At 71.0% G+C, this 24,002-nt stretch carries 15 protein-coding genes; 13 read left to right on the forward strand and 2 right to left on the reverse strand.

Going from position 1 to position 24,002, the window contains the following annotated elements; genetic code table 11:
• Positions 1 to 10: 10 nt before the first annotated feature.
• Positions 11 to 7,744 carry a SpvB/TcaC N-terminal domain-containing protein gene (locus C4U44_RS29390; RefSeq protein WP_103889075.1) on the reverse strand — a complete coding sequence of 2,578 codons (7,734 nt, stop codon included), beginning with the start codon at positions 7,742 to 7,744 and terminating at the stop codon, positions 11 to 13.
• A 678-nt stretch (positions 7,745 to 8,422) separates the two neighbouring features.
• On the reverse strand, positions 8,423 to 8,599 hold the full coding sequence (locus C4U44_RS41705) for a hypothetical protein (RefSeq protein ID WP_160145140.1): 177 nt from the start codon (positions 8,597 to 8,599) through the stop codon (positions 8,423 to 8,425).
• A gap of 450 nt (positions 8,600 to 9,049) precedes the next feature.
• Here C4U44_RS41705 and C4U44_RS29400 point away from each other — a divergent pair, with 450 nt between their 5' ends.
• The 13 genes from C4U44_RS29400 (at position 9,050) to C4U44_RS29455 (ending at position 23,941) form a co-directional block, all read left to right on the forward strand.
• On the forward strand, positions 9,050 to 9,721 hold the full coding sequence (locus tag C4U44_RS29400) for an HNH endonuclease family protein (protein WP_103889076.1): 672 nt from the start codon (positions 9,050 to 9,052) through the stop codon (positions 9,719 to 9,721).
• Between the two features lie 872 nt (positions 9,722 to 10,593).
• Positions 10,594 to 11,460 (forward strand): hypothetical protein, encoded by an 867-nt coding sequence (locus tag C4U44_RS29405; protein ID WP_103889077.1) that lies wholly within the window; start codon positions 10,594 to 10,596, stop codon positions 11,458 to 11,460.
• Positions 11,461 to 11,552: 92 nt separating this feature from the next.
• A complete protein-coding gene (locus C4U44_RS41260; RefSeq protein ID WP_146088380.1) occupies positions 11,553 to 11,819 on the forward strand; it encodes a hypothetical protein in 267 nt (88 codons plus the stop codon).
• Positions 11,816 to 12,952, forward strand: a complete 1,137-nt coding sequence (locus C4U44_RS29410) for a conjugal transfer protein (protein WP_103889078.1) — start codon at positions 11,816 to 11,818, stop codon at positions 12,950 to 12,952. Before C4U44_RS41260 ends, C4U44_RS29410 begins: the two co-directional genes overlap by 4 nt.
• A 19-nt stretch (positions 12,953 to 12,971) precedes the next feature.
• Positions 12,972 to 13,280, forward strand: a complete 309-nt coding sequence (locus tag C4U44_RS29415) for a hypothetical protein (RefSeq protein WP_103889079.1) — start codon at positions 12,972 to 12,974, stop codon at positions 13,278 to 13,280.
• Complete coding sequence (locus C4U44_RS29420) at positions 13,277 to 13,516, forward strand: hypothetical protein (protein ID WP_103889080.1); 240 nt, start codon at positions 13,277 to 13,279, stop codon at positions 13,514 to 13,516. Before C4U44_RS29415 ends, C4U44_RS29420 begins: the two co-directional genes overlap by 4 nt.
• The gene (locus C4U44_RS29425; RefSeq protein WP_103889081.1) at positions 13,513 to 14,100 is read left to right on the forward strand and encodes a hypothetical protein; all 588 of its coding nucleotides are present in this window, start codon (positions 13,513 to 13,515) and stop codon (positions 14,098 to 14,100) included. The genes C4U44_RS29420 and C4U44_RS29425 overlap by 4 nt, the downstream gene beginning before the upstream one ends.
• Before the next feature lie 2 nt (positions 14,101 to 14,102).
• Positions 14,103 to 16,655, forward strand: coding sequence for an ATP-binding protein (locus tag C4U44_RS29430; protein ID WP_235032451.1), 2,553 nt, complete (start codon positions 14,103 to 14,105; stop codon positions 16,653 to 16,655).
• A gap of 308 nt (positions 16,656 to 16,963) precedes the next feature.
• Complete coding sequence (locus tag C4U44_RS29435) at positions 16,964 to 18,943, forward strand: hypothetical protein (protein WP_103889083.1); 1,980 nt, start codon at positions 16,964 to 16,966, stop codon at positions 18,941 to 18,943.
• On the forward strand, positions 18,940 to 20,199 hold the full coding sequence (locus C4U44_RS29440; RefSeq protein WP_235032441.1) for a C40 family peptidase: 1,260 nt from the start codon (positions 18,940 to 18,942) through the stop codon (positions 20,197 to 20,199). The genes C4U44_RS29435 and C4U44_RS29440 overlap by 4 nt, the downstream gene beginning before the upstream one ends.
• 52 nt (positions 20,200 to 20,251) lie before the next feature.
• Complete coding sequence (locus tag C4U44_RS29445; protein WP_146088381.1) at positions 20,252 to 20,728, forward strand: hypothetical protein; 477 nt, start codon at positions 20,252 to 20,254, stop codon at positions 20,726 to 20,728.
• Positions 20,728 to 22,995: a type IV secretory system conjugative DNA transfer family protein gene (locus tag C4U44_RS29450; protein ID WP_103889085.1), complete on the forward strand. Its 2,268-nt coding sequence runs from the start codon at positions 20,728 to 20,730 to the stop codon at positions 22,993 to 22,995. Before C4U44_RS29445 ends, C4U44_RS29450 begins: the two co-directional genes overlap by 1 nt.
• Complete coding sequence (locus C4U44_RS29455; RefSeq protein WP_235032442.1) at positions 22,988 to 23,941, forward strand: replication-relaxation family protein; 954 nt, start codon at positions 22,988 to 22,990, stop codon at positions 23,939 to 23,941. Before C4U44_RS29450 ends, C4U44_RS29455 begins: the two co-directional genes overlap by 8 nt.
• The last annotated feature ends 61 nt before the right edge of the window (positions 23,942 to 24,002 follow it).

Below are 24,002 nucleotides of genomic sequence, written 5' to 3' on the forward strand. Positions count from 1 at the left end.
CTCTCCCTGCTCACTTTTTGAATGTCTTGATCTGAATGTCCGGATACTTCTCATGCAGCAAGTTCTCAAAGGCCCCGGCGTTCTCCTCGCGCACCATCCACTCAAGGGCGAGACCATGCTGCTTGGCGATCGCCGACTGCGCGCCGGCCTCATCGAGGAGCGCTTTCGCTGCGCTCTCGGATCCGATCTCGATGAGGAACTGGTACTCGTCCTTGACGTCTCCCAGCGTCCGGCTCTCCGGGTCGAATTTGTCGAACTTGCGTCCATCGAGCTCGAACTCCTCGATATAGGCTTTACCTTCGCGGAACCTGATCGACTTTCCGGAGTAGGCGGACTGAATCTCAAGCGATGTCATCGAGCCGGGCTTCTTGGCGTTTCCGGTCCACCTGCGCGCAACTTCGATCCAGCGCCCGCCGACCGGCCAGTCAGCAGGCGTCGAGGACTGTCCGGCCTTCGGCATGCGCGACTGGTTCGGTCCCCCCTTGGCCGCGGATGGTTCAGGCTTGGCTGGCTTTGTGCCCCCGGTCGCGGCTGCCGGCTCAGGTTCCTTCTCAGTCACCTTCGGCTTCTCCTTGGGTTTGGAGGCTTCCAAAACCGGCACTCCGCCCACGGGGATTGCTGGCGCCTGGGGCGCCACGACCGGCCCGCCGCCGACCGGCGCGAGACCCCCACCTGCTCCCGGGCCGCCCTTGCCCCCGGACGTAGCAGCCATGGACACGGCGTTCAGCAGCACGGTGACGGCCTCCGCGTCCCGCTGAGCGCGTTTTGCGGTGAACGACTGGTTCGGAGCATCCAGCTTTCCCATGCTTTCCAAGGTCCCGATGAAGCCAAAGGAATTGTCACGCACGAGCGCCTTCGTGAATTCGATTCCGTATTCGTGGTCTTCTACAAATTGGTCACGCGCCTTGTTGATCTTAGCTGCGCCCGGGACCCACGCCGGGACGTCCAAGCCCCCGTCCGGGTCGACCCGGCTGGTGGGACTTCCGCTGCAGTAGGCGTAGGAACTGATACGGCGATGGGCGTCGAACAGCGGCTCGCAGCTTGTCCATCTACCGAGCCAGGGCGCGTAGTAGCGGGCGCCGTGATAGGACAGGCCGGACTCCTCATCGCGCTCCTTCCCCGTGAACCGGTAGCGCTTGGGGGCCTGGACGGCCGCGGCGACCGCTTGGTAGGCGGTGCTTCCGTAGGGGTGGTACTCCTCGTAGGAGATCACTCGTGCGCGGTCGTCCAGCTCTACCGCCGCCGAGCCCAGGTGGTCCGCAAGCTGGTAGCGGGTCAGCCTCTCGGGGCCGTTGTCCGTGCCCTTGGTGCGGGTCTCGACCAGGGCGACCCGAGCCGCGTCGTCCATCACGTGGAGCGTTTCACGTTCGAGGGTGACCGTGGCGCCGTCCTGGCCGTACTCGCGGTACACCTCGACCGCGCCAAGGTAGATCCGTTCGCGCAGCCGTGTCGGCGTGCCCCCCTCGGCCGCGAACCGTTCGGTCACCTTGCGGACTCGCTGCCCGGACGCGTCGTAGACGTAGTACGTGGTCTCCGGGGTCCCGGAGTTCACGGCTTGCGTCGAGGTCGCCGCGAGCCGGTCGCGGTGATCCCACCGCATCAGCGTCGTGTGCGGCATCGCCGTCGTGTTGCCGTGCGCGTCGTACGCGAAGCTCTTCCGCACGTCGCCGATGTCGGTCGTCGACAACCGGTTGCCGACCGTGGCCGGTTCCAGCGCGCTCCGTTCCCGGTACTCGTAGGTGCGGGTCCATCCCCGGTCCCCGCCGGAGACGTCGGTCGACTGGTGCTCCAGGCCGCGCAGGTTGCCGACCGCGTCGTAGGTGTACCGCTCCCGGTAGCTGCCCATCGCCTTACCGTCGCCGGGGTGGACCTGACCGACGCGGGGCGCGTCCGTCCAGCTGGCGGGCACCGGATCGGCGGTCTGGCCTAGGTGTTCGCGCCCGGTCGCCTCGATGAGCCGGTACACCGCGTCGTAGACGTACCGCATGCCGGGCTCGATGCGCTGGTTCCGGAAGAAGACCGCCTGCTGCGCGTCGTCGCGGATGTGGGTGGTGTTCCCGGCCGCGTCGTAGGTGTACGACAGGTACTGAACACCGCACGGCGTTTCGCCCGGCGCGGGGCAGTCGTCGGGGAACCCCTCGCGGATGGTGTTCAGGCGGGTCAGCCGGAACGTCAGGGGGTCGTAGCGGTATTCGGTCCGAACCCCGTTGCCAGAGGCAATGCGGGTGCGGCGCCCCTTCGCGTCGTAGGCGATCTTCTTCACGAACCACGTCTCGGCGAGGGCGCCGCGTACCTGGGCCGCCACTGACTCCAGCTGGCCCGCTTCGTTGTACCCGGGCGTGAGCCGGGTTCCGTCCGGGAGCGTGATCGCGATCGGGCGTCCGAGAGCATCGTGACGCATCTCGGTACCGAACGCCGGGCCGTCCCACTGCGGTGGGCGCGACCAGTCCGGCGTGCCGCGGTAGTCGGCGGCGAGTCGCCGCTCACTGCGCACGAGGTTGCCGGTGAAGTCGTACCGCGCGTGCGTGACGGCCCCGGCGCCGTCGAACGCCTGGTGCACCTGCCCGCGCAGGTTTGCCGCCTCCGCCGCGGCGGCTCCTCCGGGGTGTCCCGGGTCGTCGCCGTAGGTCGTCCGCTCGGCCATCACCTCTGCCGCGGCCCCCGCGCGGCGGAGGAACACCCCTGTGGGCCGGCGAAGTTCGTCGTAGGTGATACGCAAATCATTGCGCAGGGTGTTCCAAGTACGAACGGATTCGCCCTCGCAGTCGTCGAGCGACCAGCGGGAGCCGCTGTCCATGCCGGCGCCGTGGATCCGGTTGCCGAGCATGTCGTACTCGTAGCGCATCACAAGTTGCCCGCGCGCGTCGCGGACTTCGCGTTCGTTGCCCTGGACGTCGTGGTCGACCCGGGTGGCGTGCTGCTCGGTCGTGGTGGCGCCGTCGCGGACATGGCGGTTGACGGAGAGGGTGAGGAAGGTGACGCCGAGGCAGTCGGTGAACGCGGACGCCGGAGTGTCGGCATACACGCGCGTCTGCTGCGCCGCTTCGTTCTCCGGGCCCGGCGGCCCGGCCAGCCGCAGGTTCAACCAGGTGGGCAGATACCTCTCACGCTGCACCCGCAAAAAGTGGGCCCCCACATCGGGGTCCGCACCGGGATCGTCCACGTCGACGGTGTCCCCGGCGTCGTGGGCGGTCTGCCGCCACGGGTCGAACACCGTCTTCGCCCACGTGTGGTCGGGGTGCAGGGTCGCGACGACCCGGCCGAGCGGGTCCCGGAACAGCACGGGGCTGACCCCGTGGACGTTGCCGAACTCGAAGGCGGCCGTGTCGCTGAAGAACGGCTCGTACTGCCGCACCGCACGGCCCTTGTTGTCGAACACCGTCCAGCCGGTGCCCACCCAGCGCTCCGGTGCGTCGGGGCCGCCATCCGTCAGGGGTCCGGCGTCGGCGAGGGCCATGCCGGCGATCTCGCGGCCCAGGCCGTCGGCATAGGTCAGCGTGGCACGCACCCGGGGAGCCGGCGTGCCGCCGGGGCCGAGCAGATGCCGCTCCCGGGCGAGCGCGAGCACGGCGGACGGCGGTCCGCCGGCCGTATGGTCGTCGGTGTCCCGCCACCAGCGCTGGAACGCGTCGAGGTCGTACACCAGCCGGGTGGTCGCCCCGCGCAGGATATCCAGCGGTGCCCCGGCGGGGTTCCGCAGGTGTTCGCGGACGTCGTTCTCCGAGAGGTCCGACTCGAAGCCTTCGAGCGTGTCGCCGATGTCCTCGTCGGCGCCGGCCACGCCAGTCTTTCCCAGGACGGCGGTGCCGACGACCATGCCGAGCGTGTCGAATGCGGCCGCGCCGCGGTTGCCGTTCGGATCGGTGACCACCGCTGGCGCCAGGACTCGGTAGTCGTTCCGCCAGACCGTGCCCCTGGGCCGCCGCTCGCCGACCGTGATCCGGTTGCCGCGGGCGTCGGAGGTCTCGCGGACCAGCAGGTCGTCCTCGTCGTAGACGACGTAAGTGACGGCGCCGAACGGGTCGGTGTAGTGCCGCGGGACGAAGAAGTGCCGTTGTGCCTCGTCGAGTTCACTGTCGCCCGGCGCGGAGCGGTAGTCCAGCGTGCCGGAGGGCGCCCACCACAGGCCGGGTGGGTCCGAGTCCGGGAAGCCGCCGGCACCGCGCAACCCGGCACTCTCACGGTATCCCGCGGCCGCCAGTACCGCGGCGGGGTCGGGCAGGAGCGGCTCGGCGCCGCGATGGTACACGGCTGAGAGCAACTCGGGGGTGAACGCCAGCCGGTAGTCCTCATGGGGCAGCGCACGGGTTCCGCTGACTCCCAGCGGTTCGGGTCCGGTCAGGTTGTCGCGGCGGAACAGAGTGCGCTTGTGTGCGATCAGCCGTCGGTGCGGTCCGGGACCGCCACTCGTCCCAGCTACGTCGTGGTACGGCATGTCGGCGTCGCCGAGTGCCGCCAACTGCTCAGCCAGTGTTTCCGGTTCCACGAGAGGGGCAGCGGAGTCCGGTGCAGGCACCGGGTACCCGTGGAGCTCGTAGGTACGGGTGTCGCACGGCAGCGGTGTCCGCCAGGCGTCGGCCTTGTCCACCGGTGCGGTGTGGGTCCGTTCGGTCAGTTGGATGCGGGCGTGCCGCTGGACGGCGTGGTCCGCTTCAGTCAGCCGGGGGTCGGCATCCCGGTGGCGACGTCCGTAGGCGATCGAAGCGGACTGCACGACGTTGCCGAACCCGTCGACGGACAACACCATTTCGTGCCCGATGCGCGGGTCGGCGACAACCTTCCCGCCGACCTCGCGAAGCATGCGCTCGTAGTGCAGTGTCACCGCTTCCCGGGGGCGGCGCAGGAAGGACGCGTGGCGGTTCTCCCCCCGCGGCTGTACCAGGTCCACCGCGTAGCTGAACTCCTCGACGGTGTAGGGCCGGTCTGCCGCGTCGGTACCGTCCTCCGCGTACACCTCGCGGCGCAGAATGGCCCCGCGCATCGCACGGCATGCCTCGCGGGCTTCGTCGGCCGACAGTGGCCGCGGCGTCCGGCTCCCATCGGGGCGCAGCAGTTGCGGTGGCGGCGGCCGGTCCGGGCGCAGGATCCCGGCCAGTTCGGTATCGGTGAGGCCGGGCAGCTGCCGGTCGGCGTCGCCTTCGCGGTAGTACTCGTCGGCGAGGACGGCCGAGAGTTCATCGCCGCCGGCGAAGGCGCCGATGTGGTACCAGGTCGTTGTGCGGGCCGGCGGAGTGTGCGAGGCGGCGTCGAGGTTGACCAGTTCGGGCCAGGCCGCGGGGACGGCGTCGCTGTCCGACAGCGCGGCGAACTGCTCGGTGTCCCACTGGTCGACGCGGGCGAAGCCGCGGAACTCACGCTCGGCGCCGTCGAAGTGGCCGTGATGGTAGGCGTAGCGGGTGGTGAAGCGGTTGCGGCTGACGTAGTCCACGGTGTCCACGCGCGACACCACGTGGACGGGGAAGGGGAGTTGCGTCGCCCAGGGTCGGCCCTCGGCCCGGTCGGCGAGATGGAACGCGGTCGAGGCGGCGTAGCCGATCACCGTTTCGGCGCCGAAATTGTTGCGGATGCCGGTGAGCAGGTGCGGCTTGCCGCGGGGCATCAGCTCCAGGTAGCGGACCGGGGACCGTTCCCCGGTCGGCCCCGGCGGGGACCACACCAGGCAGGGGGTGCCGGTGCCGAGCAGGTCGACGGCCTCTGGGCGCTCGGCGGCGGGGGCCGCCGGGAGGTCCACATGGCCCGCCCAGCGGTTGCCGGACTGGTTCGCGTAGGCGCGTGTGCCGGAGGTCCCCACGTACAGGAGGTCGTGCGGCCCTGCGCCGTCGAGGTCCGCCAGCAGGACCCGGCGCGGGTCGAACAGGTCGGGCCGGTCGAGCAGGGGCGGGTCGTCCATCGCGACGGGGTGGCCGAAGCGGCCGTACCCGTGGTTGGGCCAGTACCGCACCTCGTCGTGGCGCACCCGGACCAGGTCGGCGAGGCCGTCGCCGGTCATGTCGGCGAGGAAGACGGCGTTCTCGGCGTCGGCGAACACCAGCGCGGGTCCGGGGTCGTCTGCCGTACCGGTGGGGAGGCGTACCGCCGGGCCGAATCCGGCCTCGCCTGCGGACGGGTACCAGGTGAGCGCGTCGCCTTCGGCGACCAGCACGTCGGCGTGGCCGTCACCGTTCAGGTCGGTGAAACGGATGGTGCCGTCCGCCCAGTCCACGGCCGGCAGGTGGGCGAACGTCCGGAAGGGCGCCCAGCCGACGTGCGGAATCCGCTTGAAGAATCCGGGGTTCGGCCCGCCCAGCTCGACCAGGTCCAGGAGGCCGTCGCCCGCCAGGTCGAGGAGTTGCCCGCGCTCTCCCGCGGTCGCGGCCGACGGGACCGCGGCCAGCGGCGCGGGTGCGGCGAAACGGCCGCGGCCGCGGTTCGGGGCGTAGTAGCTGCTCCCGTCCATCGTCGCCAGGACGCCGGGGATGCCCTCGCCGTCAAGATCGACCCACTCGCAGGCGGTGTCGTCGGCGCCGACGGGAGGGACGTGGTCTTCGCCGTCCAGGCGGCGCACATCTGCCGACTCGCCCAACGAGACTGGGTTATAGGTGAGTTCGAGCGACGGGAGGGCACGGCTGAACAGACTCTGCGGCGTACGGCGGTAGCCGCACTGCGTGACCGAGACCAGGAGCGAGGCGACGGGGGTCTCGTCGTACGCCAGGTTCAGCGAGCGCACCAGGCAGTCGCGGCCAGCGGTCGGCTCGCCCGGGAAATGGTGGAACATCAAAACTCGCCGGCACAGCCGGTACGTGCGCACCTCGAACCCGGCGCGGCAGGACGAGAAGGGGTCCTTGCGAGCCGGCCAGACGTGTGCGCCGGTGGGCCGGGGGTCGGCCTCATCGTGCTCGCCGTAGTCGAAGACGACCTCGAACATCCACTCGTCTGGGACGGGTTCCCCAGCAGCGAGCGTGCTGGTGCGGTTGCCGTACAGAACGCGCTTGAGATAGCGCTGCGCAGTGCGGGCGGCCGGGGGGCGGCTCTGCTCGTGCGCGGCGTCTACGTCGATGTCCCCGTCGTCCTCGCGCCGGTATTGGTAGCGGACGAGGTTGCCCTTGTCGTCGCGTGACTCGCTGATAAGCCAGGTCAGCACCCGCGGGGGCGTGCCGCGCGGCGGGTCCGGGTCCTGGATCCGGGAGTCGTCGTCGACGCCGTACAGCGTGGTGATGTTGTCGCCGGAAATCGTCCGCCAGTGCGTGGTGCCGTCGCCCAGGTCCGTCCACCGCTCGATGCGCGCGAAGTCGTCCTCGACGCGCGGGCGATAGCGCGTGATGCCGTAGCGGCGGCCGTCCACCGTGCGCTCCGGCACCCGGACAGGCGCCCACTCGCCCCCGGCGTCCTCCGCGAGCGCCGGGACGAGGTCCTCCGCCCCGGACAGGAGGAACACGTCCGACTCGTCGCCGTCCAGGTAACGCGGCAGCCCGGTGTCGGTCTTGCGGCTGACGGCAGGCAGTTCGAGGCTCCACCCGAGCCCGAAGGGGCCGTTTCCTGCGCCGGAGTCGTAGCCGAGGGCCAGTGTCGGCCCCCATCCCGAACGGCCCGGTGTCAGCGGAAGGGGGATCCGTAACCCGGCCGTCCCGCTGGCCCCGGCGACCGCGAACGTCTCCCCGATCCCGCGCAGCGCCCCGCCGCCCTTGGGCAGGGAAACAGACGGCGCCGCAATGTGCTTGTCCGCGAGGGCTCCACGCTCCGGTGCGCCCTGCTCCGACGGCGCCATCGTGCCTCCTCACAGCGTCGACAGGACATCCGCAGAACCATTAGAGCAACGCACGTGACCCTGGCCTACGCACGCCTCGAAAGATCACCCGTACTGCCGCACCACCGGTGACCGCGCCCTGATCGCGTACGCCGACGTCACCTACCACGGTGAAGACTTGTCTGATGGCCACAGGGCCTCGTCCGTGGTCCTCGAAGCGGTGGTCTCCGATGCTTCCTCACGCGACTTGGAGCAGGTTCGTCCTGATACACGCCCTGGTAGCCCCGTCCAACGTCGCCTCCAGCGTGTGCCGGTCCCGCTTCGGGATATCGCCGAGGGGTCTAGACCGCAGCGGGAGTACCTCCTGTATTCCGCCCGGCACAACTGACCCCAACCCGCCACGGCACCAGATAAGCCGACGCCCGGGCCTGCCGCTCGGAGCCGCCTGTGGGGCCAACATCGCCCAGGTTGCGGTGGAACCAGGTGCTCCTCTCCGCTGTGTGACGAGGAAACGTCGACGTGCGAGCAGCGCGTCGTGTACCGCGTCCTCTGCGTCTGCGCGTGATCCGAGGTAGAGCTCCGCCCATCGAACGTGGGGGCCGCGGTAGGAGTCGTGGAAGGCCCGGAAGACCACCACGGGCTGGGAGTCCTGCACGATCTTCGAGGGGCGCGGCAGCTGGCGACGCACGCTGCTCTCGTTCACCGATGCTCCTCGTGCTGGCCGATCTCCTGACCGCGGCGGCTCTGGACCAACTCGGTGGCGCCCAGGCGCACGCCGGCGGCGAGGACCCGCCGGATGATCCTTCGTACGTCGTGCCCGAAGGCCCGGGCCGCGGCAGCGGCCGCGAGCAGAGCTTCCAAGTGCTGGTTCGTCACGGGACCTTGTGGTCGTCTCGGGTTCGAGGGGTGAAGCGACCCCCTGGCGCTTCGGGACCGCATCGGGTGCGGTCTTGCATGAATAGCGTTCGTCGATGCCCGAACGTGCAGCGAAGCGAAGGGGAAAAACTACACACCGCTACCAGCGAGTCACTTATGTAACAGCACATGCCCGTTATCGACCGAGAGGTCTGGTCCACTCCACGACGCCCACCAGGGTGAACTCCCAAACACGCACACACCGCGCATCCAACGCCCGATCAGGACTCCGGCGCAGCGCCGGAGTGACTGTGAGTGACGCCACACAACCCGTCACGAAGCCAAACCACCACGTCCGTTGACACCGGAGGGCGGCAGGTCACCCGCAGGTGTGGTCTCGTACACCCGCACGTGTGGCGCCCGACCCAGGCCCAGCGCCCCCACCCCCGAACGGCCGGTAGGACCACGGTCATGCGCTTCTTGAACCGCCCCGTCCTTGCAGGCCTGCTCGCCTGCGCCGCACTCATCACCGTGACCGCCCCCGCCCGCGCCGCCACACCCACCGAGCAGGACAGCGTCGCCCTCCACCAAGCCGTCGCACATCTGCCCCTCGCACCGGAGGACCGCACCGGCTACAACCGCGCAACATCCTTCGGCGGCTGGATCGACGCCGACCGCGACGGCTGCAACACCCGCCAGGAAGTCCTCCTCGACGAAGCCGTCACTCCCCCGACCATCACCGGGAAGTGCACCCTGACCGGCGGGACATGGGACTCCTGGTACGACGACACGACCGTCGACGGACCCAGCACCCTCGACATCGACCACCTCGTGCCGCTCGCCGAAGCCTGGGACTCCGGCGCCTCGCAGTGGACCAAGGCCCGCCGCGTCGCCTACGCCAACTACCTCGGCGACGCACGCCACCTGGTCGCCGCCACCGCCCGCTCCAACCGCTCCAAGTCCGACCAGGACCCCGCCACCTGGATGCCGCCGGCCGCCGACGCCACCTGCCGCTACACCGCCGACTGGATCAGCGTGAAACTCACCTGGGGCCTGGCCGTCGACCCCGCCGAACACGACGCCCTCGCGGAGTTCGCCGCCAACTGCCCTGACCAGGACATCACCTACACCCCCACCGACTGACCCACACCGGCAGCGCGGGCCCACCCGCGCTGCCGAACTGGCCGCGAACCGAGATCCGTCCCGCGAAGACGAACCCAACGCACATCGAGGCGGGGCGCGAGAACGGCCTACCGGGCGGCTCCACCACCGACGCTGACCGGAGAAGGGCCCGAGGCCTGGCAGCGCTGCGACAAGCTCCACCGGGGCCCCATCGAAGCCAGCGCCGCGCTGCCCACCGGTCCCGGGCAGCCCGCGCAGCCGAGCGGGGTCCCTTGCGACGCCCCCTTGTCCCCGTTTCGGTCAGCACGAAGCCTCGGGCCGCCGTTGGGGGCGGATTCCAGTGGTCGTCGCAACACGTGATCTCTGACATGTCCCACAGGCAGTTGAGCAGTCGCCCGATTATGGTCACGGTGCGACCGGCAACGGCCGGATGCGCCGACCGGTCACGGACCGTACGGTGCGCCGACGGGCAGTTCCACCGCGGTGGTGGAGAAGTAGGCGGAATCCTCCTCCTGGAGCTCCAGGAAGAGGTGTCAACACCCTTCAGTCGGTTGCACTCTACGGCTGACCTGCGGCAACGCAACGGACGTCAGATGTGGGTGAAACCCGCCGCGAAACTGATGGCGAACCCGATCGGGAACCCGATCGCGAAACCACATTGAGGCACCAGGAGACGCCCCTGCTCCCTGCCACGTCACCCACGAGCGGCCCGCCTCCCCCCGGCAGGTCGGAAAGCGATGGACACCCTCGCGCGCTGCTGCGGTTGCACTCCGGTACTGCGGGCGGGTGATTCTTCGAGTGCACGCGGTTGACCTGTGATCTCCCGGATTTGAGCAAGCAAGTGGACAAGGGGCGCTGAGGAGATTCACGGCACGAACCGAAAGGACCGTGCCGTGAACTCGTACAACAATGCCATCGATCGGCTCCGTGCCGAATGGCCGCTGCTGTGTGCCGACCCGTTGGCGGGGGCTGCCGTGACGGGGTGGCTCATCGACGCCGGCGTCTTGGCTCCGGGCGAGGTCGCCGGCGACCTGGGCGCGGTGCTGCCCGAGTTGGAGCGCCGGGACGCGCGGCGTGGCCGGGAGCACACCGACCGGTGGATGGGCGCCTTGCTGCGCCAGGTCGGCGCGGGTGGTCAGGACGGGCAGTTGGCGGCCCGGGTGGTGGTGCAGGCGATGCTGCCGGCTGCGACGTCGACCGTGTACCGGATGCGCTGGCTCGGGCACGACCTGGACGACGTGGTCCAGGCGGTGGTGGCGTCGCTGTACGAGGTGGTGCTCAGCTACCCGCTTCAGCGGCGGCCGCGGCGGATCGCGGCGAACCTGCTGATGGACACCGTCTGCCGTGCCCGCGGGGAGCTGCGCGCCGATGCCTGTGATTTGAGCGGCGATGAGCCGCTGGACGACGACCGCCTGATGATTCCGGACCCGGGGGTCGGCCCGGACGAGTTGGCGATCCGCCGGCAGTTGGCAGCGGCGGCCGCGGCCAGTGGACTTCCCGGGCTGGACGGTGTGGACGTCGAGGACCTGACCGGATCTCGCGGCCGGGTGGTCGAGCTGTTGATGTGGGCCTTGGAGAGGCGGGTTCTGGTTCCCGGCGAGCTCGCGGCCATCTGTGATCACTACCGCGAGGGCGCGCCCCGTGACGAGGTCGCGGCGCAGCGGGCCGGGGTGCGTCCGGAGGGGATGCGGAAGCGGCGTTCTCGTGCCGTTCGGCGGCTGGCCGCGGCAGCTGGCCGGTGGGCGGAGCAGGTCGCGTGAATTCGCTGTCACAAACGGGCTTTCCTTCGCACTTGCAGCAGGTGAGTGGCGGATCAGCCGTCGCTGCGGGGCGGAGCGGAGAGGTGACCGGCGTGAGCACAGGAGCGGAGCGTGGCCCGGGCGGCCCGACCGAGGGCGAGCGGCGGATGGTACGGACCCGTCATGAGGCGACGCGCCTGGCAGTGGCGCTGGTGAAGGACCCGTTCGCGCCGGAGACCGCTGCCGCGGCCCGGGAGTTCTTGTCCGGGGCCGAGGCCGCCGGCGAGGCATTCGCGGAACTCCAGGCGCTTCCCAAGCACGACGTGCGCGCCCGGATCACCGAACTGATTTCCCGCCGGGGCGAGGAGGCGTGCTCATGAAGTGGCGGCGCAGGCAGGGGAACGCGACGTGGGTCGACGAGGGGGTCGTCGGCGCCGGCGAGATGACGCCGGCGGGCGACGTCGGCGGCTGGTCGATGACCAGCGGAGCGGCCGCCAACCGGGCGGCACTGGTGCGGTGGGCGGTGTGGGGGGTGATCGTGGCGGGCCCCCTGCTGGGGGTGGCTGCACTGTTTTCGGCGGCGTCGGCCGCCGGCGCGCCCGGGAGGTCGAGCACGGTGCAGGCGGCCCCGTCGGCTGATCCTTCGGGCACGGGGCCGGCGGGCTTCGCCGAGTTGTACGTGTCGGCGTACCTTAGCGCCGGGCAGGGCGACCAGTCGTCGCTCGCGGTGTTTTGGCCCGGCGCCGCCCAGGCGCAGTTCGACGGGGAACCGGGGGCACGGCAGGTCACGCAGGTCGCTGCGGTGCGGACGGTTCCGGCCGGGGGCGGGTTGTGGTCGGTGACGGTGGCCGCCCAGGTGATCGAGCCGGACGCACCGGCCACGTCCACGCCGGCGCCGGGCAGTTCCGGTGGCGGGGGCGATGGCGGGCAGGGGCCGGGCTTGCGGTACTTCCAGGTGGCGGTCGCGGCGGCCGGGGCGGATGCGACGGGACCGTGGGCGTACAGCGCGTTGTCGGCCCCGGCCGAGGTCGCCGCTCCGGAGGCCGCGGCGGCGCCGCGGCTCGTGTACGGGCCGTCGCAACCGGCCGCGCCGCAGGACGCCCGGGCGCAGACCGTGCAGCAGTTCCTGACGGCGTACCTCACCGGTTCCGACGGGGGTGCGCTGGACCGGTTCTTGTCCCCCGGGGCGCGGATGGTGCCGGTCGCGCCGGCGCCGTACACGTCGGTCGATGTCGAGGACATCGCGGCCGCCGGTGACGACACCGGCGCCGGCGCCGACCCGGCGGCGGTGCCCTCGAGCGGGGCGCAGCAGCAAGTGCTGGTCACGGTCCGCGCGACCGACCGGGACGGCACCCACGTGCCGTTGGCGTACGCCTTCACGCTCACCGCTCGCGCTGGCCGCTGGGAGATCACCTCGCTGGATCCCGGGCCGCTTCCCGCACAGCAGACCGGTGCACCGGCGCTCACTACGACCGGCCCTGATGAGCCGTCCGGCACCCCGACCGCGCGCTGACCCGAGAAAGGAACCGATCATGAATGTGACGAACACGCTGGCCGTGGGGTGGATCCAGTCCGGCACGAACCTCGGCACCAGCTTCGAGACCCTGCTGATCGACATCGTCGTCCCCATCATCGCGACGATCGGCGTCCTGGTCGTATGGGCCAAGACCCGCTCCGGGCCGGCCGCCCTGGCCGCGATCATCCTGGGCGCAATCGTGTGGTGGGGCGTGGCCAACATGGGCGTGCTGGCCACGAAAACCGGCGACGACATCAACCAGAGCAACAACGGCAGCGTCAGCTACTCCTCCGGCAGTGGCTACGTCTCCGGAGGGTCGCGATGACGGCCGCCATCGAGAACCTGTTGATCGTCGGCCTCGTCCGCATCGCGGCTGTCGGCGTGATTCTCGGATGGCTCAAGCGGCTGGCTGTGTTGGGTGCTTCTCTCATGCTGGGGGGCATCGCGTGCTGGGGCGTGGCCACCATGGGCACGACGCCCGGGCATGACATCCGGCCGAGCGTCCGCGTCCGCATCTCCCACCCCGCCGCGCATGGCTCCGCTGCGGGCGGATCGCGATGACGGTGTCGGCGGCGCCTGTACCGCCGGAGGCGTTGGAGGGGCGCTGCTACACCGCGGCGCGGCGTTATCCGCTGCAGATCGGCCGGTTCGCCGGCGGCGGCCGCATCCCGGGCGGCCCGTACACGCTGACGCAACTGGCCGTGATGATTGGTGGGTTCGTGGTGCTGATCGTGACGCGGCCGGTGTGGGGCGGGCACGGCCCGTTCGATTTCCTGGTGGCGGCGGCTGTTCCGTTTGCGGCCGGGTGGGCGGTGCACCGCGTGCAGATCGACCACCGCAACCCGCTGGCGGCGCTGGTGAGCCTGAGCGGGCTCGTGGCGGGCCGGTCCACGGGGCGTATCCACGGCCGGCCCTGCCGTGCGGGAGCGCCGCGACTGGTCTCCCCGCGGATCACCCTCCACACCGCTCCGGTTCAGGCACCCACCCGGAGCGCAGCGGCAGGGGCACCGGTTCGTGTTGCTGCACGCGGCTCGGCGCGCGCCGAGCCCGCGGCGGCGGCCGGGCCGGCCGCGGCGCCGATGGTGTCCGGGGTCCAAGCGCTGCTCGCACGGCGCACCACCATGTCGGAAGGAGGGTCGCGGTGAGGATGCCGATCCGGCACGTAGCCGGGAACGTCGTGTGGACCACGCACGGCACCGCGTGGGGGGTGTGGCGGGTCTCCCCTGTCAACTACACGCACACCTCTGCGGAGGCCAAGCGGCAGCGCCTGGAGCAGGTCACGTCCATGGTGAAGGCCCTCACGGGCGAGCCGGTCCTGTTCAGCCTGTGCCCGCAGACCGACCCGGTCCGCGTGGTGCGCGCGATGACCGATGACATCGACTGGGGCGCCAGCCAGGAGTACCTCGACTTGGCCGATCGCGTGCTGACGCAGCTGGAGGCCTTGGAGTTGACCGGGCGCACCGAGTGGCTGGCGGTGCCGCTGCCGACCGGCGGGTTCGGGAGGGCGAGCGCGGACCTCGTCACCGCGGCCTGTGCCGAGGTCAGTGCGGCCCTCGGGTTGGTGCCCGCCGCGATCGGCACGGCAGAAGAGGGCCACCGGTTCGCGCAGGCGGCCGCGATGGCGTCGACGTGGCCGTCCGGCATCGGGGTCCGGCCCGCCACCGAGGCGGAGATCTTGTGGATGTACGGGCACGCCGCGCGCCGCGGTGTCCTGGAGCCGCCTCTGCCGGAGCCGGGTGCCGACAACGGGCAGTTGTGCGGTGGCCGTTCGGTGGCGGCGCTGTCGGAGGTCGTGCTGACTGAGGGCGGGCGCGGCTGGACACCATCGAAGTCGGGTGGCAGGCGCGGGCACGGCGAGGGACGCAATCCGTTCAGGGCGCTGCACCTCCAGGTCGACACCGAGTGGGGCAGCAGCTTCCAAGCGCTGCTGGCGCTGGCCGAGGTACCGAAGCGCTTCGCTTTCCCCGGGTCGGAGTTCCTCGCTGTCCTGGACGAATTCGATTTTCCCATCGACTGGGTGTGCCGGCTGAACGTCACGTCGGGACAGAAGATGCTGCGCCGGACCCGGCAGCGCGCCCGGAATCTCATCCATCAGGAGAAGGAGTTCGAGGGGGAACCGACCGGTGTGCCGCCGGCGCAGGTCGAGGCCGTCGCGGATTTGCAGGAGAACAGGGAGCGGATGGGGGCCTCGCACACCGAGGTCGACGTCCAGGCGATGATCTCGTTCTGTGTGTGGGGCCCTACCCCGGACGAAGCGCACGCGCGCGCCCTGGCGTTGCGTTCGCACTTCTCGGCGTCCGACTACACCCTGACCCGGCCGGTCGGCGAGCAGGAACGGCTCTGGTACGGGATGCTGCCCGGTTCCCGCACGCCGCGGGTGCTGGTCGGGTACGCGCAGACGTTCCTGGCCCGGGACTTCGCGATGGCGATGCCGTGGTCGGGCAGCCAGCTGGGCGATGACAGCGGCCCGCTGTTCGGGCTGCAGCTGACCGGCGGCGGTACCCGGCCGGTGCTGGTGGACTTCGCCCGCGGTCCGGCCACCAACACCTCCGCGTCGGCTGCGTTCATCGGTGAGCTCGGCGCTGGCAAGTCCACCGCGCTGAAGGCGGCGATGTACCTGGTGCTGGCGGCCGGCCGGAAAGCGAAGTGGCCCGGGTCGCGGGGCCGGGCGGTCGCGGTCGACCGGACCGAGGACCGCGAGTGGGAACGCTTCGCGCGGGCCTGTCCGGGCAGCACGGAGGTCATCGAGGTCAACGCCGCCGCGCGGATCAGTCTGGACCCGCTGCGGATCTTCCCCGGGAAGGAAGCGGCCCGGCGCACCGAGTCGTTCCTGACGCTGCTGCTGGGCGTGATCCCGATGAGCGACGAAGGCGTGGTGCTGTCCGAGGCGGTTGCTGCGGTCGTCGCGCATGGGGGCGCGTCGATGCAGGCGCTGCGCGCCGAACTCGCCGAACGCGGCCGCACTGACCCGGCCGCGCACGGCCTGGCCCGCAAGCTGGCCGCCGCCGCCCGCAAGGACCTGTCCCGGGTCATCTTCGACCCGGACCTTCCCCCGGTGCGTGTCAGTATCGCCGACAGCGTCGTCTTTTCGGTGTCCGCGCTGCAGTTGCCGAAGAAGTCCGAGCTGAACAGCGACTTCCGGCTGGAGCGCATGGAGTTCGAGAAGGTGATGGGACGGGCGCTGATGTATCTGGTGGCCGCGGTGTGCCGGCAGATCACGTTCGCTTCGAAGGACGAGTTCGCCGCGACCATCTGGGACGAGTGCTGGTGGCTGACCTCCAGCCCGGAGGGCCAGGAGCTGCTGCTGGAGATGCTGCGCGACGGGCGGAAGAACAACGCCGCGGCGTTCATGGGCTCCCACGACCCCAACGACATCGGGCCGGAGGACAGCCATCTGGGGCCGGTGCTGCGCGGCCTGATCACCCACCGGCTGCTGTTCCGCCAGTCCGACCGGACCTTGGCCCGGCGTGGCCTGGACTTCCTCGGCCTGGACCCTGGCGACCCTGAGTTGCTGGACCTGGTCAGCGCCCGCCTGTCGCCCGGCCGCGGGGAGCTCCCGGACGGCGAGTACGCCGCGCGGCTCGGCGAATGCCTGTACCGCGACCAGCACCAGCGGATCGGCACCATGCGGGTCCTGATTCCCGACGACCCGGCCGCCCACAAGCAGATCCACTCCACGCCCGGCCGGAGGACGGCATGATGCGGCCGAGCACCCGCCGGCGGCCACGAGAGCGAGGGCGGGGGCGGGGGCGGCGTGGGATGTGGATGTTCCGCGGTGCACTGACCCGGCGGCGGCTGTTCGCCCTCGCTGTCCTCGCCGCGCTCACTACCGCGTTGTGGACGACCAGCGCGCATGCTGACCCGCCGGCCGCACCCACCCCGACCCCCAGTACTTCCTCGAGCGCGACCCCGACCACAGGCGCTGCAGACGGCGCTACCACGGGGGGCGGCGGCGCCGGTGCCGACCCCAAGGAGCTCAGTGACCGCGACAAGGCGACGCTGGCGTTGATGCAGAAGCTGTCCCAGGCCGTCCCTGACGCGATCTCGGCCGGAGCCTCGGCGCAGCAGAAGGCGGACACCGAAGCGCTGCAGCACCAACTCCAGCAGCAGGGCGGCGTGCTGGGGATGTTCAACACCACCGACCGGTACGGCGTCCCGATCAACGTCTACACGATCAACCCGGATGAGGGCGGCTGGTCGGACTGGCAGCTGAAGATCTACGGGTTCCTGATCGAGCTGTGCTTCATGGCCACCAAATGGGCGATTGCCTTCAGCGTGTGGCTGATCACCTGGGCGCTCGGGTTCGGGCTGGCGCAGATCCTCCTCGCGCCCGTGCTGAACGTGGCGTACGCGCTGCACGCCCAGGTCATCGTCACGCTGGGCCTGCCGATGCTCTGCCTGACCATCGCCGGGACCGTCTGCGCCTTCCACATCCTGATCGGCGACCGCAGCCGCGGCGTCGGGGAACTCGCTCTCAGCGTGCTGATCGCCGGCATTTACACCACGATCCTGGTCTCCCCGACGACCCAGCTCATGGGCAGCTACGGCGGCAACGGCGGGCTCCTGGCCGCGGCCAAGGGGTTCAGCTTGGAAGTCACCTCAGTGATCATCGACGCCGGGCAGGACCCGACCGGCGCCACCAGCAGCACCGACACCAAAGTCACCGGCTCCTCTCCGACCGCGCTCACCGACCCGATCAAGAATGCGCTGGTCGACGCGCTGATCACCAAGCCGGCTGAACTCCTGGAGTACGGCCAGTCCTTCGACGGCGACTGCGCGCAGGAGTACGCCGACTCCAAGCTTGCCCAGCTCGCCTACGACCAACGCTCCGACGACGTCATCCACTTCATTCAGGACACCGACTCCATCTCCGACATTCCCGGCCTCAGCGCCGTCAGCGCTGTCACCGGCCCGGACGACTGGGTCGTCGACAAGGTCGTCGGGATCGCGGGCGGCTGGATGCAGGACCACTACGGGCACCCGCCGATGGACAGCTTCGAGAACGACTGCGTGCGCGGCGACGTCGGGGCCGCCAAGAAGGCCTCCGTCGACAAGGTGGCCGGCGCGTTCTTCGTGCTGCTGGCCGGGGTGTTCGTGGCGGTGTTCGTCTGCCGCCTGGCCGCATCGTTCCTGATCGCCCAGTGCAGGATCGCGCTGGAGTCCATCCGCGGCGAGGGCGTACTGGTCGTGGGTGTCATGCCCGGCGGCGGCCGCAGCGTGCTGTGGAAGTGGTGCGCCACCCTCCTGCAGGTCTTCCAAACGTTGATCATGTCGGTGGTGATGCTGGGGGTGTTCCTGGTCATCATCACCACCCTTCTCGGGCCCGACCTGGACCAGCAGTTCCAGGAACAGGGCGGGCTCGCGCTGCGGTTCCTGGTCCTGGACATCGTGTGCGCCGGCATGTTCGTGTACCGCAAGAAGATCGCCGCCAGCGCGCGCCGCTCGGGCGCGAACCTGCGCTCCCGGCTGGAAGGCGGCCGCGTCGGCGGGACGGGCCGTGCCGTCTTCCGTGCCGCTCCCAGCAAGGAGGAATCCTCCCGGCGCAGCGGCGCCGCTCGCGCGGCGGTCATGCTCGGCGCGCTGGCCCTGTCCGGCGGCACCAGCACCACCTTGCTCGGCGGCGGCCGCACCCTCGCGCGCCGCATCAACGCCGCCGGCCGCACCACCGCCCGCCCCCGCCCGGCCCCCGTGCGCGTGCCGCGCCAGCGGCCGGGCCGCCCCGGCATGCCGCCTCCCCCGCCGGCTCCCCCGGTGCCGCCGGCGCCATCAGGACCGGCGCCGGCTGGTTCGGCGACGTTGACGCGGCCGACCCTCGCCCCGCGGGCCCGACGCACCCCGCCACCACGCCACCCCAGCATGGGCGCGGCCAACTCCACCCGGCAGGCCGCACTTCGCCGCAGGCTGGACCGTCAGCGCGGGCTGCGCCCACCGCCCGGCGCCACCCGGCCGCCCTCCGCGCCCGGGCCAGGACCGGGGAGCGCGTCGTGACTGCCAAGCAGACCTGGTCGACGGTGGGAGGTGCTGCCGCCGCGGCTCTGATGCTCCTGGTCGGTCTCATCGCGCTGTTCGTCACGGTCGGCTCCGGGGCGGGCGAGGCCGCGGCCACGGTGTCCGCCCAGTACGCCGCAGCGACCCCCGCCTCGGCGCAGTCCGTCGGCGACACCCTGAAACCGGGCAGCGTGCCGGCCGAGGACGAACAGTGGATCGTCGCGGCTGCCGGCGCCTGCCCGGGCCTGCCCGCGCCGGTGCTGGCAGCACAACTCCACCAGGAGTCGGGCTTCGACCCCAAGGCGGTCTCCGCCGCCGGCGCGCAGGGCATCGCCCAGTTCATGCCCGGCACCTGGAACACCTGGAAGACCGACGCCAACGGCAACGGGACCGCCTCGGTGTGGGAGGCGCCGGACGCGATCACCGCCCAGGGGCACTTCATGTGCAAGCTCCTCCAGCAGGCCACCGACTCCGGGTACGACGGGCAGCCGATCGAGCTGGCCCTGGCCGGCTACAACGCGGGCTGGGGCGTCGTCGAGCGCTTCCACGGCGTCCCGCCCGTCTCCTTCGCCGGCGGGCAGACCGCCCACTATGTCACCGCGATCATGGCCGCCGCCCAGAACTACGCCGCGCCCGCGGCCACCCCGGGCCCGTACGACCTGCCCGCCACCACCCCGGCCGCGATCCGCGTCGCGATCGCCTGGGGCCTGAAGCAAGTCGGCGGCTGGTACTCCCTCGGCGGTGACTGCACCGACCCGCTCGGCACCGCCCCCTCCACCCGCTGCGACTGCTCCTCCCTGATCCAACAGGCCTACCGCGCCGCGGGCATCAGCCTCCCGCGCACGACCTTCGCGCAGGTGAAGGTCGGCACGGCCGTCAGCCCGGACTCGCCGCTCCCCGGTGACCTCGTCTTCTCCCCCGGAACCGACGGCACCGCCAGCAGCCCTGGCCACGTCGGGCTCTACCTCGGCGGCGGACACCTCAGGCCCCCCACACCGGCGTGCAGATCCGCGTGGTCACCTATGCGTCGTGGCGCATGTCCACCTCGCCCATCAGCCGCGTCGTGGCCGTACGGCGCATCGTGTCGGGCTGAGCCCAACGGTGCGCAGACCCCGGAAGCCCCCATCTGTGGTCTGCACGGTGACGCTGCTGCCCTGCCCTCCGGGCCTGCCGGCGCCGATTCCTCCGAAAGTGGCACCAGAAATCTCTCGCCTGCTCGTCACAAAAGCGGAAGTCCACGCACTTGCAGCAGTTGAAGGCGGCGAACGTCCGCTCGGCTGGTCGACGGGAGTGGTGATGGTAGATCCGATGGAGGTACTGAACTCGGCGGTGGCGGCCCGGCGGGAGGCGGGAGCCTTCCTGCACCGTCACGTGTGGTGGATCGCGGCCGCTGCCACCTTCGGGGCCGCCGGGTGGGCCGCCGTAGTGGGGTGGTGGCGCCGTAGGGCGGCGGCTGTCCTGGCCGGCCGAGCGGCCTTCGAGTTGCTGCCCGCATCGACGTTCGAGGCCAGCGCCGCGGAAGTGACGTGGTTCGCCGGTCAGCTCGCATCCGTACCGGCCGCGAGCGGGGCGCCGCCGAGGCGGGCGTCGGCGTCCCGTGTGCAGATCACCTGTGAGGACAACCGGGTGCGCTACTTCCTGGAGGGCCCGGGCCGCGCACAGAGTTTGCTGCGGATGCCCGGCTACCAGGACGTTGAGGTAATCGCGACGGCCGCCCGCCTCCGTCAGCCCGCGGTGGACCGTATCCGGTTCGAGGGCGCCCAGCCCACGGGGGGTGTCCGCTGATGGTGAACCTGGTGAAGCCGGACGAGGCGGGGCCGCGACTGTATGTCGCGCGGGCGGAACTGGTACTCGCACGGCGCGATCACCGTCCCCTGGCCCGGCTGGGCCCGGACCCGGACCCGCTGCAGCGGATCGCCGCGGCCATGGCGGGCGTGCGCAGCGAGGACGGCGAGCATTCGGATGTCATGGTCGATCTGGTGCCGGTGTCGAGCCGTCAGGTCGACCGGCGCCGCCGTTTGCTGGTGGCCCGGGCTGAGCGTCAGGGCCCGTCCGCGTACGGGGAGCGGATCGGCGGCGGGTCGGCGATCTGGGGGATGCTGCGGACCGCGGCGATGGAGGGCTCGGGTATGGGCAATCCTCACCGACCGCAGCAGGCGCGGGTGCCGCGGCAGGTGGACCTGGCCGCTGGGGTGGGCAAGTTCGTGCCGGGTGAACCAGTGTTCGCCGTCCAAGTGCTGCTGCGGGTAGCCGCGGTGCACCCTGCCCGCGCGCGAGCTCTGCTGCACCAGCTGCTCGGCGCCATGGAGGCATTCTCCGCGGAGAACCGGTGGCGTCCGGTCGGCCCCCGCTGGGGGGCCTGGCGCCAGTACAGCAACGCGTGGTGGCTGCTGCGCTCCTTCGACCGGCGCTTTGCCAGCGGGGAGTTCGCGCCGGCGCGGCGGCAGTGGGTGACGCCGCCAGAGATCGCCGGCCTGCTGAAGCCCCCGACCCGGGCCTGTGCCGCGACGAACGTGGCGCGCGGCAGCGGGGTGGTGCCGCCGGCGCCCGCCGCGCTGCCGGAGTGGACGGGGCAGCGCGGGCTGCTTCCGCTCGGCCGCGTGACCTCAGCCGGCGGCCGCACCTACCTGGCCGGTGTTCCGGAACGCGACGTGCTCTTCGGTGTCGGCCTGGGCAAGAGCGGGTTCGGCAAGACGGAGCAGGCGCTCCTACAAATGATCACCTTGGCCTACGGCGGGTATGGGACGTGGTTCCTGGACCCGCACGGATCGGCCCTGGAGCGCGCCCGCCCCTACCTGACGCATCCGGCCATCCGGAACCGGGTATGGGAGATCGACCTGGCCCGGCCGCGCCTGGAGGACAGGTATGCGTGCTGGAACCCGCTCGACATGACCGGGCGCCGCATCGAGGACGTCCAGGAGGTGGTCGGCTCGGTGGTCGGCGCGATCGCCACCGCCCAGGGCTGGGCTGGCGGTGCGCCGCGGGCCCGCGCGATCCTGTCCAACGCCGTACTGGTCCTGGCGCACCTGTCCCACCAGCTGGTGGCCGCCGGCGTCCCGGAGATCCAGCCGACGCTGTTCCAGATCAAGACCCTGCTGACGGACGAGGTGTGGCGGGCGGCGGTGCTGGAGCACATGCCGGACAGGATCCGGAAGTTCTGGCGTCTGACGTTCCCCAAACACGAGGCGAGCGCCGTTCCCACCATCACGAACGCGATGGACCTGCTGGAGACGTCCACCTCCCTCACCGCGTTCCTGGGCGGGTCCCTGTCCACCTACAACGTGCGGCGCGCGATGGACACCGGCGCGGTGGTGACCATCGCGCCGTCCGGGACCGGCGCCGGCGACGCCCTCATCTCCAGCCTGCTGATCTTCGACCTGTTCCGGGCCGGGCTGTCACGGCAGGACACGCCCACCGACCAGCGCCGGACGATGTTCTCCTGGATGGACGAGCTGAAGGCGCTGGACGCAGCCGGCGGCTCCTTCATCGCGCAGATCTTCGAGCAACTCCGCAAATACGAGATCCGGCTCATGGTCGCCACACAGATGGCGATGCGACTGTCGGAGGCCACCCGGCAAGCCGCCCTGCAAAACCAGTCCGTGCTGTCCGCGACGGCCGCCGACGTCGATGAGGCCCGGTATGTCGCGGCCCGCATGCCCGCTGTCGATCACGACACCATCGCCGCGCTGGACAAGTACCAGTACGTGGTCACCGCGCAGCTGCACGGCCGGCGCACTCAGCCGTTCCGGGTGGCGGGCGTTCCGATCGACCAGGTGCTGGCCGACTACTACGACCCGGCCGGTCTCTCCGACCTGGACACCGCGATCGACGTGACGCTGCGGCGGCGCCCCGTCGGCGAGATCCTCGCCGACCTCGAAGCGCTGGACGACCGGATCGCGGATCATCTCGCAGGCCACACCCCCGCTTCCACTGATACCCGGATCGCGGCAAGGAGGGCAGGGGCAGCACCGTCGTACCCCACCGGGCCCGACCCGATGACCGACACGCTGGTACTGCCGGTCATCACCGAGAAGGGAGCCTTGAGTGCCTGAGGTCTCCGTGGCCGAGCAGCCCCGGCGCGGCCTGACGATGCTCGGCGAGCAGCTGCTGCCCGTGCTCTACCAGCACCGGCTCATGACCACCCGCCAGCTCCAGCAACTGCTCCAACCGCACACCACCTACCCCGTCTACCTGCGCCGCCAGCTCGCCCGGCTGCGCGGGTTGGGCCTGGTCGACTCCACCCTCCGCAACCGCGGCGGCGGCCGGGGGGAACTCGCCTGGTACTGCACCCCCGCCGGCACGCAGCTCGTCGAAGCCGCCGGCGAGGTGACGGTCCGGGCCTACCGGATGACACCGGAGGCAGCCGCATCCCAACTCCAGGAGCACACCATCGCCGTCAACGACACCGGCCTGGCGTTCGTGGACGCGGCCCGCGCGGCCGGGCACGAGTGCGGCCCACTGGACTGGGAACCCGAACTCGCCCACCGCCTGCGCGACGGCGGCAGCCGCGTCGGAGACGAGGCCTTCCTCATCCCCGACGCGGTGCTCCGCTACACACACCGCGGCACGGCGCGACAGACCCTCATGACGTTTTTCATCGAGCTCGACCGCGCCACGATGAACCCGGGCCGGCTCGCCGCCAAACTCCGCGCCTACGCCCGCTACCAGACCTACATTCCCGCCCCACCGCCTGGACGTGCCCGGCCGACCGCCGAGGCGGGCACGGAGGCGTGGCGGTCCCGGTACACCGCCTTCCCGGCGGTCCTGTTCGTGCTCACCGGCGCCACCCCGACGGCGCTCGCCCGCCGTACCGCGGACTTGCGGGCGCTCGCGGGAGCCGATGTACGCCTCCGACGCGCCGCGCACCGTCTGTCCGCCGGCGTCACGACCCTGCAGCAGCTGCAAAAGGCGGGGCCGTGGGCCCACGTGGTCGTCCCCGTCTTCGGACCGGACCATGCGCCGAGGAACGCACTGGCGTACACGGAAACCACCACTTGAAAGGGCCCTCCGACAAAGGACCGCCCAAGCGCACGGCCCAGGTCAGCGGGGTGCCATCTGT

The sequence above is a fragment of the Actinacidiphila yanglinensis genome, assembly GCF_900107965.1.
GTDB lineage: Bacteria > Actinomycetota > Actinomycetes > Streptomycetales > Streptomycetaceae > Actinacidiphila > Actinacidiphila yanglinensis.

Bases quoted from the DNA above. Each gene is read 5' to 3' on its own strand.
- C4U44_RS29390 (WP_103889075.1), bottom strand. From the start codon at position 7,744: ATGGCGCCGTCGGAGCAGGGCGCACCGGAGCGTGGAGCCCTCGCGGAC.
- C4U44_RS29400 (WP_103889076.1), top strand. From the start codon at position 9,050: ATGCGCTTCTTGAACCGCCCCGTCCTTGCAGGCCTGCTCGCCTGCGCC.
- C4U44_RS29410 (WP_103889078.1), top strand. From the start codon at position 11,816: ATGAAGTGGCGGCGCAGGCAGGGGAACGCGACGTGGGTCGACGAGGGG.
- C4U44_RS29415 (WP_103889079.1), top strand. From the start codon at position 12,972: ATGAATGTGACGAACACGCTGGCCGTGGGGTGGATCCAGTCCGGCACG.
- C4U44_RS29420 (WP_103889080.1), top strand. From the start codon at position 13,277: ATGACGGCCGCCATCGAGAACCTGTTGATCGTCGGCCTCGTCCGCATC.
- C4U44_RS29425 (WP_103889081.1), top strand. From the start codon at position 13,513: ATGACGGTGTCGGCGGCGCCTGTACCGCCGGAGGCGTTGGAGGGGCGC.
- C4U44_RS29430 (WP_235032451.1), top strand. From the start codon at position 14,103: ATGCCGATCCGGCACGTAGCCGGGAACGTCGTGTGGACCACGCACGGC.
- C4U44_RS29435 (WP_103889083.1), top strand. From the start codon at position 16,964: ATGCAGAAGCTGTCCCAGGCCGTCCCTGACGCGATCTCGGCCGGAGCC.
- C4U44_RS29445 (WP_146088381.1), top strand. From the start codon at position 20,252: ATGGAGGTACTGAACTCGGCGGTGGCGGCCCGGCGGGAGGCGGGAGCC.
- C4U44_RS29450 (WP_103889085.1), top strand. From the start codon at position 20,728: ATGGTGAACCTGGTGAAGCCGGACGAGGCGGGGCCGCGACTGTATGTC.